Source organism: Streptomyces sp. NPDC048338 (assembly GCF_043201055.1).
Taxonomy (GTDB): domain Bacteria; phylum Actinomycetota; class Actinomycetes; order Streptomycetales; family Streptomycetaceae; genus Streptomyces.
Map to the genome: position 1 here is coordinate 507204 of NZ_JBICYQ010000004.1, position 15519 is coordinate 522722.

Consider the following 15519-nt stretch of genomic DNA (forward strand, 5'->3'; position numbering starts at 1 on the left):
CACCGCGTGCCAGCTCTTGACACGTTGCTTACACCGTATCCACCGGAGGCCGGGTTGTCTGCCCCGCACCCGCCTACGAACGCTTCGATGTCAGGTCGTGATCACCCCTGGCGGGAGGCACACCACCAAGCGGCGATGGCCGACAGAACGAGTGCGCCGGCGGCGACGATCTCCGGCCGCTCACCAGGCGTCGTGTAAAGGGCGGCACCGGCGATCGTGAGGATCACTCCCATAGCGACAAGCGGTGAGACGGGACAACGCAGGCGCCCCCGGGGCCCGCTCGGCGGGTGGTCCACCCCGGGGAGCGGCACGAAGGAGGCCGCCTCCCGGTTGCCGAGGGTGATGGTGCCGGTCTTGTCGAGCAGCAGGGTGTTGACGTCGCCGGCGGCCTCGACCGCGCGCCCGCTCATCGCGACGACGTTGCGCTGGACGAGGCGGTCCATGCCGGCGATGCCGATGGCGGACAGCAGGGCGCCGATGGTGGTGGGGATCAGGGTGACGAGGAGGGCCACCAACACGGTGGTGGTCTGAGCGGCGCCCGCGCGTGCGGCCATGGGCTGGAGTCCGACGACGACCAGGATGAAGACGACGGTGAGCGCCGACAGCAGGATGTTGAGCGCGATCTCGTTCGGGGTCTTCTGCCGGGTGGCGCCCTCCACGAGGGCGATCATGCGGTCGATGAAGCTGTGCCCGGGGCGCGAGGTCACCCGTACGACGATCGAGTCGGAGAGCACGGTCGTACCGCCCGTCACGCCTGATCGGTCCCCGCCGGACTCCCGGATCACCGGGGCCGATTCGCCTGTGACGGCCGACTCGCCGACCGCTGCGGCGCCGTCGATCACATCGCCGTCGGCGGGGATCAGCTCCCCCGCCTCCACCAGGACCACATCGAGCGGCTGGAGGTCGGCCGGGGAGACGGCCTCGGTCTCGGCGTGCCGGAGGTTCAGGCCGTACGTCCAGTGACGTAGGCGCAGCGCGACGGTGTCTGTACGCGCCCGGCGCAGCGACTCGGCCTGAGCCCGGCCGCGCCCTTCGGCGACGGCCTCGGCGAAGTTGGCGAAGATCACCGTCAGCCAGAGCCAGATACTGATCACCCAGGTGAAAACGGACGGGTGAACCAGCGCCGAGAGGGTGGTCAGGGCGGACCCCACCGCCACCACGAACAGGACCGGTTTCCTGACGAGTTCACGGGGACGCAGCTTGCGCAGGGCTTCCTGGAAGGAAGCCGCCGGCTGTACGGAGTCCAGCAGGGGCCGCCTCCCTGGGCGTCTGCGGGGTGGCCGGTTGACGGGGGCCTGCGACGGGGTCCGGACGGGAGGTACCTGCCGGGTGGCGGCGGGAGGCATGGAGAGACCTATCGGTGGGATCGGCTGGGCCGGACGAGGGATGCACCGCCGGGGACCCGTCCCATAGGGCCCCTCCGGCTCGTCACGTGACGTGCGGGTCCCCTGGCGGTACAACGGGCAGGAACCTACCGCTCGTTGAGGCCATGCCGAGCATCCGGAGGCGGCAATTGGCGAGGTCTTGACGGGTGTGCGGTGACTTCCGTCAAGACTCCGTCAGTGACACGTCAACAGGTATGGATCCGCCGGCCTTGCCGGCTCGCGGAGGTGCCGGTTCCTGCGCGTCACGGGGTGCCGGCGAGTACTGGACGGTTTCCGTATGAAGTCCGACAAGACAGCGTCAGCACGGGCGCGGTCCACCCGGCGCAGGTGCATCGTCGCATTGCGGGCATCCGCCCCGCCTGGCTGAGAGAACGGATTGCAGATGGATCTGGAGAATGTCGTCGGGCTGCTCGTGGCCGTTTCCCTGCTCGCTTACCTCGTGGCAGCCCTGATCAACCCGGAGAAGTTCTGAGTCGACACTCTTCGTGGTCGTCCCGAGACGGATGAGCTGGGGTGGAGACCGTGCCCCGATACCTGGTGAGTGACCGTGTCGCACTGACGGGAGCTCCTCCTGCCCTTCCTGGTCGCGCGCTCGTGCCCTTCCGCAGCCGCCTGGCGGAGACGAGCGAAGCACTGATCCGGCTGGTGGCCGCCGCCCTGGTGGTCACCCGTGGCACCCGCCTCGCCGGGGAGCTCGCGGCTGTTTCGCCCAGCGCGCCGGATCTCCCGAGGCCGTGGTGGACCACGTCCGGGGCGATCTCACTGAGCTGCTGGAGCTGCGGGGATGCCGCTTCGAATACGGGTCCCTGCTCGGCCGCCCCCCGGCTGGAGCACGACGGCAGTGTGTCGGTCGGCCGCCGCGCCTGGGATCTGGAACGCAACGCCCGGCCCGAGGGCGAGACCGAAGTGCGCGCCAGCGGCAACGGTCACTACTACGGCCGGTTCATGCTCGCCCCCACGCCGGGTTCGGTGCCTTCGGTCCAGGCGCGCCGGGTGGCCGCGACACTCGCCGACCTGACCGGCTCCGCCCTCGACACGGCGTTGCCCGGCGAGGGCTGAACAGGGCTTGCGTATCCGCGCCGCGTAAGGATTCCGTCAAAGGCGCCACGTCCGGCGTATGGGAGCCGTCAAGGCCCCTTAACGATGCTTCCGGGATGCGGTTAGCTCTGGATCGGCCAGCTGGCCGATTCCCTACTTCCACTTCCTCCAGGAGCTCACGATGGCCGATGTGGCCTTCGTCGTCACCACGATCGCGGTTTTCGCGTTGGTGGCTCTCATCGCCAAGGGGGTGACGAAGCTGTGACTGCCGAGAACATCGTCGGCCTGGTCGTGGCCGTCGCTCTGCTGGGATATCTCGTCCTCGCCCTCGTCAAGCCGGAGAGGTTCTGAGTCCCGATATGAGCCCCGTTCTTGCTGACGTGCTCCAGGTGGCGGCGCTGATCGCCGCCCTGGCCCTGGTGCACCGCCCCCTGGGCGACTACATGGCCCGCGTCTTCTCCTCCGAGAAGCACCTGCGGGTCGAGAAGTGGATCTACCGCAGCGTCGGCGCCAATCCGAACGCTGAGATGCGCTGGTCCGCCTACCTGCGCGCGGTCCTCGCCTTCTCCGCCGTGAGCGTGCTGTTGCTGTATGTGCTCCAGCGCGTACAGCACGTCCTGCCGCTGTCACTCGGCTTCGAGGCGATCACCCCGGACCAGGCGTTCAACACCGCCGCGTCCTTCGTGTCGAACACGAACTGGCAGTCGTACTCAGGCGAGACGGCCATGAGCCACGTCACCCAGACCGCCGGCCTGGCCGTCCAGAACTTCGTCTCGGCAGCCGTCGGCATCGCCGTCGCGGTGGCCCTCGTACGCGGCTTCGCCCGCTCCCGCACGGGCGAGCTGGGCAACTTCTGGGCGGACCTGGTGCGCGGCACCGTCCGCATCCTGATCCCCATCTCGGTGATCGCCGCGATCCTGCTGGTCGCCGCGGGCGCCATCCAGAACTTCGGCGGCATCCACGACCTCACCACGGTGACCGGGCAGCCCCAGAGCATCTCGCCGGGCGCGGTGGCCTCCCAGGAAGCCATCAAGGACCTGGGCACCAACGGCGGCGGCTACTTCAACGCCAACTCCGCCCATCCCTTTGAGAACCCCAACGGCTTCTCGAACCTGCTGACGATCTTCCTGCTCCTGGTGATCCCCTTCTCGCTGCCGCGCACGTTCGGCCGCATGGTCGGCAACGTCAAGCAGGGCTACGCGATCGTCGCCGCGATGGGGACGATCTGGTTCGTCGGCGTGGTTCTGGTGACCTGGCTCGAGTACGCGCATCCCGGCACGGCCTCGCAGCTGGCGGGCGGCGCCATGGAGGGCAAGGAGCAGCGCTTCGGCGAAGGCCCGTCCTCGCTGTTCGCGGTCTCCACCACCATGACCTCCACCGGTTCGGTGAACTCCTTCCACGACTCCTACGGCGGACTGTCCGGTGGTGTGCTGCTGCTCGGCATGATGCTGGGCGAGATTGCGCCCGGAGGCGTGGGCTCCGGGCTCTACGGCATGCTGATCATGGCGGTCATCGCGGTCTTCCTGGCCGGTCTGATGGTCGGCCGTACGCCCGAGTACCTGGGCAAGAAGATCGGCACCCGCGAGATCAAGTTCGCGGCCTGCTACATCCTCATCACCCCCGCGCTGGTGCTCGTAGGCACGGCGGTGGCGATGGCCCTGCCGGACGGCAAGGAGGCCATGACCAACGTCGGGGCGCACGGCTTCTCCGAGGTTCTGTACGCCTACACCTCCGCGTCGAACAACAACGGCTCCGCGTTCGCCGGCTTCGGTGCCAACACGCCGTTCTTCAACACGGCGCTGGGCCTGTGCATGCTGTTGGGCCGGTTCCTGCCCATGGTGTTCGTGCTGGCGCTGGCTGGCTCGCTCGCCGAGCAGGCGCCCGTCCCGGCCACCGCGGGCACCCTGCGTACGGAGAAGCCGCTGTTCACCGGCCTGCTCGTCGGCGCGATCCTGATCATTACCGGTCTGACGTTCTTCCCGGCGCTGGCGCTGGGTCCGCTCGCCGAGGGGCTGGGGTCATGACCACCAACGTAAAGAACCACGAGGACCCGATGCCCACCGCCACCACTACCGGGACCCCGGCGCCGCACAGCGACGTCCCGACGGGCCACAAGCCCGACAGCGGGCGCGTGGGCGCCGGTCTCTTCGACCCCAAGCAGCTGCTGAAGTCCTTCCCGGACGCGGTGCGCAAACTCGACCCCCGTGTGATGATCAAGTCGCCGGTCATGTTCGTGGTTCTGATCGGTTCGGTCGTCACGACCGTGCTGGTGTGTCTGGACCCGACCGACTGGTTCGGCTGGGCCATCACGGCCTGGCTGTGGCTGACCACCATCTTCGCGAACCTCGCGGAGGCCGTCGCCGAGGGACGCGGCAAGGCGCAGGCAGATACTCTGCGCAAGGCCAAGACCGACACCGTCGCCCGCCGCATAGTCGGCAAGGACGAGGAGCGCGTCCCGGGCACGGAGCTGCGCATCGGCGACCTGGTGGTGTGCGAGGCCGGCGACATCATCCCCGGCGACGGAGACGTCGTCGAAGGTGTCGCGTCCGTCGACGAGTCCGCCATCACCGGCGAGTCCGCCCCGGTCATCCGTGAATCGGGCGGCGACCGCAGTGCGGTCACCGGCGGTACGAGAGTTCTCTCGGACCGCATCGTCATCAAGATCACGACGAAGCCGGGCGAGACCTTCATCGACCGGATGATCAACCTGGTGGAGGGCGCGGCGCGGCAGAAGACGCCGAACGAGATCGCCCTGAACATCCTGCTGGCCTCCCTGACGATCGTCTTCCTGCTGGCCGTGGTGACGCTGAAGCCGTTCGCGATCTACGCGGGCGCCGACGAGCAGACGTCGATGATCGTGCTGACCGCACTGCTGGTCTGCCTGATTCCCACCACCATCGGCGCCCTGCTCTCCGCGATCGGCATCGCCGGCATGGACCGCCTCGTCCAGCGCAACGTGCTGGCCATGTCCGGGCGCGCCGTCGAGGCCGCCGGCGACGTCTCCACCCTGCTCCTCGACAAGACAGGCACCATCACCCTGGGCAACCGCCAGGCGTCGGAGTTCGTCCCCGTCAAGGGCACCACCGCAGCCGAGCTCGCGGACGCCGCCCAGCTGTCCTCGCTGGCCGACGAGACCCCTGAGGGCCGCTCCATCGTCGTCCTGGCGAAGGAGAAGTACGGGCTGCGCGAACGCCACCAGGGCGAACTGACCCACGCCTCCTGGGTCCCGTTCACCGCCCAGACCCGCATGTCAGGTGTCGACGTGGACGGCAGGAAGACCCGCAAGGGCGCCTCGGGCTCCATCATCACCTGGGTCAAGGAGCAGGGCGGCCAGGTCGCTGCCGACGCCCAGGAACTCACCGACACCATCTCCCAGGCCGGCGGCACCCCGCTACTGGTCGCCGTCGAGGACGAGAAGGGCGCCCGCGTCCTCGGTGTCATCCACCTCAAGGACGTCGTCAAGGAGGGCATGCGCGAGCGGTTCGATGAGCTGCGCCGCATGGGCATCAAGACGGTCATGATCACGGGTGACAACCCGCTGACCGCGAAGGCCATCGCGGAGGAGGCGGGCGTGGACGACTTCCTCGCCGAGGCCACGCCCGAGGACAAGATGGCCCTCATCAAGCGGGAGCAGGCGGGCGGCAAGCTCGTCGCGATGACCGGTGACGGTACGAACGACGCCCCGGCCCTCGCGCAGGCCGACGTCGGCGTGGCCATGAACACGGGTACCTCGGCCGCCAAGGAGGCCGGGAACATGGTGGACCTGGACTCCAACCCCACCAAGCTCATCGAGATCGTGGAGATCGGCAAGCAACTCCTCATCACGCGGGGTGCGCTCACGACCTTCTCCATCGCCAACGACGTCGCGAAGTACTTCGCGATCATCCCGGCCATGTTCGCGGTCGCCTACCCGGGCCTGGACAAGCTCAACATCATGGGCCTTGCCTCGCCCGAGTCCGCGATCCTCTCCGCGGTCATCTTCAACGCGTTGATCATCATCGCTCTCGTGCCGCTCGCCCTGAAGGGCGTCCGGTACCGGCCGACCAGCGCGGACAAGATGCTGCGCCGCAACCTCGGGATCTACGGCCTGGGCGGCCTGATCGCCCCGTTCATCGGCATCAAGCTCATCGACCTGCTCATCTCCCTCATCCCCGGGCTCGCCTGAATTAGGAACGTGCTGATCGCCATGAACAACTCCGTCTCCAACACAGGCCGTCTCCTGGTCGCCGCGCTGCGGATGCTGCTGGTGCTGACCGTCGTGACCGGCATCCTCTACCCGCTCGCCGTCACCGGGGTCGCCCAGGCGCTCTTCCACGACAAGGCCAACGGCTCCTTGGTCAAGGCCGATGGCCAAGAGGTCGGCTCCTCGCTCATCGGCCAGAGCTGGGACCTCCCCAAGAAGAACCCGGATGACGAGGAAGAGGCAGCGCGTCCGGACCCCAAGTGGTTCCAGCCGCGCCCGTCCAACAGCGGCTACAACCCCCTGGCCACCGGCTCCAGCCAGCTCGGCGCGTCCGACTCCCGGCTGGTGCAAGCGGTCACCGATGCCAAGAAGCAGGTGGCCGAGTTCAACGGCGTCCCGGAATCCGAGGTGCCCAAGGACGCGGTCACCGGCTCCGCCTCCGCGATCGACCCGCACATCTCCCCGGAGTACGCGGAGATTCAGATCAAGCGCGTGGCCAAGGAGAACGGCCTCACTGAGCAGCAGGCGGCCAAGCTGGTCGAGGAGCACACCGAGGGCCGCACCGCCGGCTTCCTCGGCGAGCCCCACGTCAACGTCCTGAAGCTCAACCTCGCGCTGAAGGATCTGGCCAAGCGCTGATGCCCGGCCTGAACGGGCTTCGGAGCCGCCGGGACACGGGATTTCCGTGTCCCGCCGGCTCCGCCCCATATCCAGCACGCCCACCGCGGAAGGAAGGCGCCACACAGATGACCAGGGTCCTGGTGGTGGAAGACGACCCGCAGCTCGTCCGCGCCCTGAGGATCAACCTTCAGGCACGCAAGTTCGACGTCGAGTCGGCGACCGACGGCAGTTCGGCCCTCCGCCTCGCCGCCGCCCGCAAACCGGACGTCATACTGCTGGACCTCGGCCTGCCCGACATGGACGGCATCGAAGTCATCAAGGGCGTACGGGACTGGAGCCGCGTCCCGATCCTCGTCCTGTCGGCCCGCCACACCTCCGAGGACAAGATCAGGGCGCTCGATGCCGGAGCCGACGACTACGTCACCAAGCCTTTCAGCATGGACGAGCTGCTGGCCCGGCTGCGCGCAGCGGTCCGCCGCCAGGAGGCCGCTGAGCCTTCGCAGGAGACGGTCCTGGTGACGACCAGCGACTTCACGGTGGATCTGGTGGCCAAAAAGGTTCGGCGTGATGGCCGGGATGTCCGGCTCACTCCGACCGAGTGGCACCTGCTGGAAATCCTCATCACCCACCCCGGCAGGCTGATCAGCCAGCGTCAGCTGTTGCTTGAGGTGTGGGGCCCGACGTACGAAGACAAGACCAACTACCTGCGTGTCTACATGGCCCAGCTCCGGCGCAAACTGGAAGCGGACCCGGCGCATCCCAGATACCTGATCACCGAGCCCGGCATGGGCTACCGCTTCGAAGGCTGAACGACATGAGACGCGGCACATTCCGGATCTACCTCGGCGCCGCCCCGGGCGTCGGCAAGACGTACGCCATGCTCTCGGAGGGGCACCGCAGGATCGAGCGCGGCACCGACGCCGTCGTCGCCTTCGTCGAGCACCACGGCCGCCCCCGCACCGAGGTCATGCTCCACGGACTCGAAGAGATCCCGCGGGCCGAGCTGGAGTACCGGGGTGGCGTCTTCACGGAGATGGACGTGGACGCCGTACTGGCCCGACGCCCTGCCGTGGCACTCGTGGACGAACTCGCCCACACCAATGTGCCCGGCTCCCGTAACGCCAAGCGCTGGCAGGACGTCGAGGAACTCCTTCAGGCGGGCATCGACGTCGTATCCACGGTCAACATCCAGCACCTGGAGTCCCTCGGCGACGTCGTCGAGGCCATAACCGGGGTCCGGCAGCAGGAAACCGTGCCCGACGAGGTGGTCCGCCGGGCCGACCAGATCGAGCTGGTCGACATGTCCCCGCAGGCCCTGCGCCGGCGCATGGCACACGGCAACGTCTACAAACCCGACAAGGTCGACGCCGCCCTGTCGAACTACTTCCGCCCCGGCAACCTCACCGCCCTGCGCGAGCTGGCCCTCCTGTGGGTCGCCGACCGGGTCGACGAGTACCTCCAGGAGTACCGGGGCGAGCACAACATCCGCTCCACCTGGCAAGCCCGCGAGCGGATCGTCGTCGGTCTGACCGGTGGTCCCGAAGGCCGACAGCTCATCCGCCGGGCCGCACGCCTCGCCGAGAAGGGCGCCGGCGGTGAAGTCCTCGCCGTCTACATCGCCCGCAGCGACGGGCTCACCTCCGCCTCGCCCAAGGAACTGGCCGTCCAGCGGACCCTGGTCGAGGACCTCGGCGGCACCTTCCACCACGTCATCGGCGACGACATCCCCGACGCCCTGCTGGAATTCGCCCGCGGCGTCAACGCCACCCAGATCGTCCTCGGCGTGAGCCGCCGCCGCCCCTGGCAGTACATCTTCGGCCCCGGCGTCAGCGCCACCGTCGCCCGCGAGTCCGGACCCGACCTCGACGTCCACATCGTCACCCACGACGCGGCCGCCAAGGGCCGGGGCCTCCCCGTGGCACGCGGCGCCCGCCTGGGCCGATCCCGCATCATCTGGGGTTGGCTGGTCGGCATCGCCGGACCGGTGATCCTGACCGTACTGCTGCGCACCGTCGTGCCCGACCTCGGGCTCACCAACGACATGCTGCTCTTCCTCACGCTGACCGTGGCCGCAGCCCTGCTCGGCGGACTGCTCCCCGCGCTGGCCTCGGCCGCCTTCGGGTCCCTGCTGCTCAACTACTTCTTCACACCGCCACTGCACCTGTGGACCATCGCAGACCCCAAGAACATCGTCGCCATCGCCGTCTTCTTCGCGGTCGCCGTCTCCGTCGCCTCCGTGGTCGACCTCGCCGCTCGCCGTACCCACCAGGCCGCCCGGCTGCGCGCCGAAGCCGAGATCCTCTCCTTCCTGGCCGGCAGCGTCCTGCGCGGCGAAACCGCCCTGCCCGCCCTGCTGGAACGGGTCCGCGAGACCTTCGCCATGGAATCGGTGGCCCTGCTCGAACGCGACAACGAGGTCGAACCGTGGACCCTCGCGGCCGGCACCGGACCCGCTCCGGCCGCGCGACCCGAGGACGCCGACGTCGACATGCCCATCGGCGAGAACATGGCCCTCGCCCTCACCGGCCGCGTCCTCCCGGCCGAGGACCGCCGGGTCCTTGGCGCCTTCGCCGCCCAGGCCGCCGTCGTCCTCGACCGCCAGCGCCTCGTCGGTCAGGCAGAGGAGGCCCAGCGCCTGGCCGAGGGCAACCGCATCCGAACCGCGCTGCTGGCAGCCGTCAGCCACGACCTCCGCACGCCCCTCGCCGGAATCAAGGCATCCGTCACCTCCCTCCGCGCCGATGACGTGGAATGGTCGGAAGAGGACCAAGCCGACCTGCTCGAAGGCATCGAAGAGGGAGCGGACCGGCTCGACGCCCTGGTCGGCAACCTCCTCGACATGTCCCGCCTCCAGACCGGCACCGTCACCCCCCTGATCCGCGAGACCGACCTCGACGAAGTGGTCCCGATGGCCTTGGTCGGAGTGCCCGACGACAGCGTCGAACTCGACATCCCCGAAACCCTCCCCATGGTCGCGGTCGACCGCGGTCTGCTCGAACGGGCAGTCGCCAACATCGTCGAGAACGCCGTCAAGTACAGCCCCGAAGGCCAACCCGTCCTCGTCTCGGCCAGTGCGCTGGCCGAGCGCGTGGAACTGCGCGTCGTCGACCGCGGCCCAGGCATCCCGGACGAGGCCAAGGACCGCATCTTCGAACCCTTCCAGCGCTACGGAGACGCCCCCGCCGGAGCCGGCGTGGGCCTCGGCCTCGCCGTCGCACGCGGCTTCACCGAAGCCATCGGAGGCACCCTGACAGCGGAGGACACCCCCGGCGGCGGTCTGACCATGGTCCTCACCCTCCCCACCGCCGAAGCGGCGACGGGGCCCCACGATGCTCCCCGGGCGGCCCTGACGTGACGCCTCACGTTCTCATCCGCTACGGCCGACAGGAGGGAGCCGGTACGAACACCCTCCCCACCCGTGCGCCGGTCCGACTGCCTGCGGGTACTCTGGGCCGCCGCGGTCCTTGATGCATCCCTGACGGCAGGGCCCGTTGCGGGGACCGTGTCGGAGGGCGGGCGAAGTGGCTGGACGTGTGGCCGGGGTGTGGCGGCTGTTCACCGCGCATCCCGCCCGTAGCGTGGTGTCGGCGTTCGCCCTGGTGATCGCCATCGGCACGGTGCTGCTGATGCTGCCTGCGGCGTCCACCGACGGCTCGGTCACCGACCCGCTCACCGCCCTGTTCACCTCCACCTCCGCAGTGTGCGTGACGGGGCTGGTCGTCGTGGACACCGCCACCCACTGGAGCGGCTTCGGCGAGGGCGTCATCCTGGCCCTCATCCAGGTGGGCGGGTTCGGCATCATGACGATGGCCTCCCTGCTCGCCCTGCTCGTCTCCGGCCGGCTGCGCCTGCGGATGCAGCTCACCGCCGCCGCGGAGACGAAGAGCCTGGGAATCGGTGACGTACGGCGCGTCCTGCTCGGCGTGGCCGGCTGCACCCTTGCCGTGGAGCTCGCCGTGGGGGCGTTCCTCGCCCTGCGGCTGCGGTTCGGCTACGACCGCTCCTACGCCGAGGCCGCGTACTCCGGCTTCTTCCACGCCGTCTCGGCCTTCAACAACGCGGGCTTCGGCCTCCACGCCGACAGCATCGTCCCCTACGCGCAGGACCCCTGGTTCACGATGCCGATCGCCGCGGCGGTGATCCTGGGAGGTCTGGGCTTCCCGGTGCTGCTCGAACTCCTGCGCCACCGCACCCGCAGGCGCACCACGGGGCGGCGCAACTGGTCCCTGCACACCCGGCTGACCCTCGTCACCAGCGCGGTCCTGCTGCTGGTGGGCACGGTCATGACATGCCTGCTGGAATGGACCAATGCCGGCACCCTCGGCGCCTTCGACTGGGACGAGAAGATCCTCAACGGATTCTTCTACTCGGCGATGAGCCGCACGGCAGGCTTCAACTCCATCGACATGGGCGCACTGAACGCCTCGACCATCCTGTTCACCTGCACACTGATGTTCATCGGCGGCGGCAGCGCCGGCACCGCCGGCGGCATCAAGGTGACCACCTTCTCGGTCCTGGCCGCCGCCATGCTCGCCGAAGTCCGCGGCGAACCCAACTCCACCGTGATGGGCCGTCGCCTGGCCCCCCACGCCCTGCGCCAGGCCCTCACGGTCGCCCTCCTGGGTATCGGGCTGATCATCACCGCCACCCTGGCCCTGCTCACCGTCACCAAGGCCCCGGCCGAGGCGGTGCTGTTCGAGGCGGTGTCCGCGTTCGGCACGGTCGGCCTGTCGACCGGCATCACCGCCGACATCCCGGCCGTCGGTCAGCTCATCCTGATCCTGCTGATGTTCATCGGCAGGCTCGGACCCATCACCCTGGTCTCCTCCCTCGCCCTGCGCGAGCGGACCCGCCGCTACCAGCTACCCGAGGAGCGACCCGTCATTGGGTAACTACCTGAACTCCCTGCGCCACCGCCGCCGCAAGCGCCTCCTCGACCTCGGCGCCCAGCTGCACTCCGACCAGCGCGTCGCCGTCATCGGACTGGGACGGTTCGGCAGCTCCCTCGCTCACGAACTGACCCGGCGCGGCTGGGACGTCCTGGGCATCGACACCGACGCCTCCCTGGTGCAGAAGCACAGTGACGCCCTCACGCACACCGCCGTCGCCGACTGCACCGACCCGGAAGTCCTCCACCAGCTCGGCGTGCATGACTTCCCGAGCGTCGTGGTCGGCATCGGCACCGACATAGAGGCCAGCATCCTCATCGCCTCCAACCTCCTCGAGGAGCGGGTCCCGAACATCTGGGCCAAGGCCATCAGCCGCCAGCACGGCCAGATCCTCGAACGCCTCGGGGTCCACCACGTCGTCCTCCCCGAACACGAGATGGGCGAACGCGTCGCCCATCTCGTGACCGGCCGCATGCTCGACTTCATCGAGTTCGACGACGACTACGCCCTGGTCAAGACCATCACCCCGACCACGATCACCGGTGTCCCCCTCGCCCAGAGCGCGGTCCGCAGCAAGTACGGCATCACCGTCGTCGGCATCAAGCGGCCCGGCCAGGACTTCACCCACGCCACCGCCGAAACCGTCGTGGAGAAGGGCGACGTCATCATCGTCACCGGCAAGACGCGCGACGTGGAAGCCTTCGCCGAACTCGGCTGAGCCGGCCATCCGCTGTCGGGGCGACGCCCGCCCGGCAGCGTGGCGAGACCGCCGCGCCGAGGGCGACGCCCCGCGTGTGCGCCGTACGTGTGTGCGGTAGGACGTGGCCCGCGTGCACTGTGCGTTCAGGTACGGAGGTCTCGCAGTCGGTAGCCGATGAGTCCGACGGCTGCGGCGAGCGTGGCGACGGCAGTCATCAGCAAGGCCGCGGGCCAGTTGACGGGGGCGTCCGGTACGGCGGCCAGGTGCGCGAACGGGGAGAGCCGGCCGATCCATGCCGGCAGGCCGGACCCTTCGGCGAGCACCTTCAGCAGGAAGCCGCCCGCGGCCGGCAACGATCCGATGACGGTGACCGCGCGCGGCGCCCAGCCGAGGGCGAGTACACCGGCGCCCAGGCAGAGGAGTGCGACCGGCAGTACGTTCCAGGCGCCGGACAACGCGGAGGCAAGGCCGAGGTCGGCACCGACGGCCCTGGTCCCGGTCCAGGTGGCAACGCCGGCGACGGTGGTGAGCACGACGACGCCGCCCAAAGCAGCGGCGACCTCGCCAGTGAGCACGGTCGCCCGGGTGAGCGGCTGGCCGTACAGGAGGGTCAGGCGCCGACTGGCTTCGTCTGCGGCGAGTGCGGCGAGCCGGACCGCGACGAATGCTCCAGCCGGAACTGCCAGCAGCGCGAACAGCGTCGCGGTGTATCCCGGGACCGTGCCGAGCCCGGTGAAGCCCGCCTGCGCGGCGAGTTCGGCGAACCTCGGATTGTCGGTGAGGAAATCCGTCATGGATACGGCCAGCACCCCGATGAGCAGGTAGTACGCCCCGACACCCGCAGACCAGGCGGCCAGCGGCCGCGCCAGCCGCCGTACCGCGAACGCCTGGACCGAGCCGAGCAGCCACGTACGCGCAGCCCGCCCGGAGGACGAGCGCAGGTATCCGCCGCGGATGTCACGCCCCCCGGCAGCGACCACGGCCCCCGTGACGAGTGCCAGGCAGGCGGCCAGCAGGACCACCAGAGGCCAGATCCGGTTCCCGTCGTACGGGCGGGCCAGCGCCATCAGACCGAAAGGCGACAGCCAGCGCAGCCACCCAAGGGGGGCGACCCCGTCCCCGACCATCCGCAGCAGCATGCCGATGCCGAGCAGCGCCACCGCCGCGCCACTGGCCGCCGCCCGGGTCGCGAACACCTGAGCGCTCATCATGCCCGCCGCAGCGAAGAACACCCCGCACAACCCCAGAGCGGCACTGTGCACCGCGGCGCCGCTCACAGCCGCACCGGCAGCGACCAGACCGGCGAACGCGGCAGTGCCCGCGGTGAGCGACGCCGCCACCAGGACAGCGACGTGCCGTGCCACCACGGCCGTGACCGGCAGCCGCCCGGCCAGCAGCACATCCCATCGGCCGGCGTCCTCCTCGCCCCGGGTGATCCGGGTCGCAGCGAGCAGCACCCAGACCGACAGCACCACCGCCAACGCCGTCCCCGTGCGCCACACGGCGAACCCGCCAGCCTCATCCAACGCGACCGGTTCGCCGAACAGAGTGCGGATTGCCGGATTGCCCGCCAGCGTCTGCAAGGCTGCCGCATCCGCTGGGTCCTTGACCGTGCTTGCGTAGGCAGCCACCGCCACTGCCGACATCCCTGTCATCAGGCCGATCACGAAGAGTGCGCCGCGCCGAGTCTGCCGAAGAGCCAGGGAGAGGACCGCCCGCCCCGCCGAGGCGTCGGGGGCTGCCTGCTCGGCTGGCGAGCTGACGGCCATCACTGCTGTTCCCCGCCGTAGTAGCCGAGGAAGATCTCTTCCAGCGACGGTTCCCGCATCGTGAGGCTGACCACGTCCGCAGCCGCCAAGACCTGCAGGGCGTCCCCGGGCGGGCCGGCGAGGGTGAACCGCACCGAGGCCGCGCCGGTCACCTCGACCGCCTCCACACCGGGCACTCGTGCCAGATCCGGGGGCGCGCCGTTGAAGCACACCGTCACCTCCGTGCGGTGCAGCCGTCGCAGCGCCGTCACGGCGGCGACATCGACGAGCCGCCCGGCCCGCAGGATCGCCACCTTGTCGCAGACCGCCTCGACCTCGGCAAGCATGTGGGAACTGAGGAATACCGTCTGGCCGTTGTCCCGGGCCTCGCGGACGGCGCGACGGAACTCGCGTTCCATCAGCGGATCCAGGCCACTGGTCGGTTCGTCCAGCACGAGCAGAGGCGCCCGGGTGGCGAACGCGGCCACCAGCGCCACCTTCTGCCGGTTGCCCGTCGAGTACGCCCGCCCCGGCTTGGACAGGTCGAGATCGAACCGCTCGACCAGCTCATCCCGGTAGGACCGGTCGGTACCGGGTCCCGTGCGCGCCAGCAGCTCAAGCATCTCTGCGCCGGTCAGCTGTGGCCACAACGCCACATCAGCCGGCACGTACGCAAGGCGCCCGTGCGTCACGGCGACGTCAGCCGCGTCAGTGCCGAAGATCCATGCTCGGCCGGCGGTGGGGCGGGCCAGCCCCAGCAGCAACCGGATGGTGGTGGACTTGCCAGCACCGTTGGGGCCGAGGAAGCCGAACACCTCGCCGACCGGGACGCTCAAATCCAGTCCGTCCAGCGCGAGGACGGGGCCGTACCGCTTGGTCAGGGATTGGGTACGAAAGGCGTGCGAGACCATGCTGGCCTCCTGAGTCGGTACGGCAGGCACACGGCCCCTAACCG

The 15519-nt window shown here is 69.4% G+C and carries 12 protein-coding genes and 1 pseudogene; 10 read left to right on the forward strand and 3 right to left on the reverse strand.

Going from position 1 to position 15519, the window contains the following annotated elements; all coding sequences use genetic code 11:
* Positions 1–293: 293 nt before the first annotated feature.
* Positions 294–1346, reverse strand: a pseudogene (locus ACGFZF_RS12665) (HAD-IC family P-type ATPase); the annotation flags it as partial.
* Between the two features lie 421 nt (positions 1347–1767).
* On the opposite strand from ACGFZF_RS12665, the gene kdpF (ACGFZF_RS12670) reads away from it, so the two are divergent.
* The 10 genes from kdpF (ACGFZF_RS12670) (at position 1768) to ACGFZF_RS12715 (ending at position 12834) form a co-directional block, all read left to right on the forward strand.
* Positions 1768–1857, forward strand: a complete 90-nt coding sequence (kdpF, locus tag ACGFZF_RS12670) for a K(+)-transporting ATPase subunit F (RefSeq protein ID WP_252310259.1) — start codon at positions 1768–1770, stop codon at positions 1855–1857.
* A gap of 122 nt (positions 1858–1979) precedes the next feature.
* Positions 1980–2444: a hypothetical protein gene (locus ACGFZF_RS12675; protein WP_266444522.1), complete on the forward strand. Its 465-nt coding sequence runs from the start codon at positions 1980–1982 to the stop codon at positions 2442–2444.
* Between the two features lie 240 nt (positions 2445–2684).
* On the forward strand, positions 2685–2774 hold the full coding sequence (gene kdpF / locus ACGFZF_RS12680) for a K(+)-transporting ATPase subunit F (protein WP_018845955.1): 90 nt from the start codon (positions 2685–2687) through the stop codon (positions 2772–2774).
* 8 nt (positions 2775–2782) lie between these two features.
* Positions 2783–4447 (forward strand): potassium-transporting ATPase subunit KdpA, encoded by a 1665-nt coding sequence (gene kdpA, locus ACGFZF_RS12685; protein ID WP_252310261.1) that lies wholly within the window; start codon positions 2783–2785, stop codon positions 4445–4447.
* Entirely contained in the window at positions 4444–6588 is a 2145-nt protein-coding gene (gene kdpB / locus ACGFZF_RS12690) for a potassium-transporting ATPase subunit KdpB (protein WP_266444525.1), read from the forward strand. The genes kdpA and kdpB overlap by 4 nt, the downstream gene beginning before the upstream one ends.
* Positions 6589–6609: 21 nt before the next feature.
* A complete protein-coding gene (gene kdpC / locus ACGFZF_RS12695; protein ID WP_266445575.1) occupies positions 6610–7245 on the forward strand; it encodes a potassium-transporting ATPase subunit KdpC in 636 nt (211 codons plus the stop codon).
* Between the two features lie 107 nt (positions 7246–7352).
* A complete protein-coding gene (locus ACGFZF_RS12700; protein WP_252310263.1) occupies positions 7353–8036 on the forward strand; it encodes a response regulator in 684 nt (227 codons plus the stop codon).
* 5 nt (positions 8037–8041) lie between these two features.
* Complete coding sequence (locus ACGFZF_RS12705) at positions 8042–10582, forward strand: sensor histidine kinase KdpD (protein WP_327382170.1); 2541 nt, start codon at positions 8042–8044, stop codon at positions 10580–10582.
* Between the two features lie 166 nt (positions 10583–10748).
* The gene (locus ACGFZF_RS12710) at positions 10749–12119 is read left to right on the forward strand and encodes a potassium transporter TrkG (protein ID WP_327382169.1); all 1371 of its coding nucleotides are present in this window, start codon (positions 10749–10751) and stop codon (positions 12117–12119) included.
* Entirely contained in the window at positions 12112–12834 is a 723-nt protein-coding gene (locus ACGFZF_RS12715) for a TrkA family potassium uptake protein (RefSeq protein WP_078909369.1), read from the forward strand. The genes ACGFZF_RS12710 and ACGFZF_RS12715 overlap by 8 nt, the downstream gene beginning before the upstream one ends.
* Before the next feature lie 125 nt (positions 12835–12959).
* Here ACGFZF_RS12715 and ACGFZF_RS12720 read toward each other — a convergent pair whose 3' ends face one another.
* A complete protein-coding gene (locus ACGFZF_RS12720) occupies positions 12960–14585 on the reverse strand; it encodes a hypothetical protein (protein WP_327382168.1) in 1626 nt (541 codons plus the stop codon).
* Positions 14585–15475 (reverse strand): ABC transporter ATP-binding protein, encoded by an 891-nt coding sequence (locus ACGFZF_RS12725; RefSeq protein ID WP_252310268.1) that lies wholly within the window; start codon positions 15473–15475, stop codon positions 14585–14587. The genes ACGFZF_RS12720 and ACGFZF_RS12725 overlap by 1 nt, the downstream gene beginning before the upstream one ends.
* Positions 15476–15519: the final 44 nt, after the last annotated feature.

What these genes read in the sequence shown, in the direction of transcription:
- ACGFZF_RS12705 (WP_327382170.1), top strand. Translation starts at nt 8,042, where the DNA reads ATGAGACGCGGCACATTCCGGATCTACCTCGGCGCCGCCCCGGGCGTC.
- ACGFZF_RS12725 (WP_252310268.1), bottom strand. Translation starts at nt 15,475, where the DNA reads ATGGTCTCGCACGCCTTTCGTACCCAATCCCTGACCAAGCGGTACGGC.
- ACGFZF_RS12700 (WP_252310263.1), top strand. Translation starts at nt 7,353, where the DNA reads ATGACCAGGGTCCTGGTGGTGGAAGACGACCCGCAGCTCGTCCGCGCC.
- kdpC (WP_266445575.1), top strand. Translation starts at nt 6,610, where the DNA reads ATGAACAACTCCGTCTCCAACACAGGCCGTCTCCTGGTCGCCGCGCTG.
- kdpA (WP_252310261.1), top strand. Translation starts at nt 2,783, where the DNA reads ATGAGCCCCGTTCTTGCTGACGTGCTCCAGGTGGCGGCGCTGATCGCC.
- kdpB (WP_266444525.1), top strand. Translation starts at nt 4,444, where the DNA reads ATGACCACCAACGTAAAGAACCACGAGGACCCGATGCCCACCGCCACC.
- kdpF (WP_252310259.1), top strand. Translation starts at nt 1,768, where the DNA reads ATGGATCTGGAGAATGTCGTCGGGCTGCTCGTGGCCGTTTCCCTGCTC.
- ACGFZF_RS12720 (WP_327382168.1), bottom strand. Translation starts at nt 14,585, where the DNA reads ATGGCCGTCAGCTCGCCAGCCGAGCAGGCAGCCCCCGACGCCTCGGCG.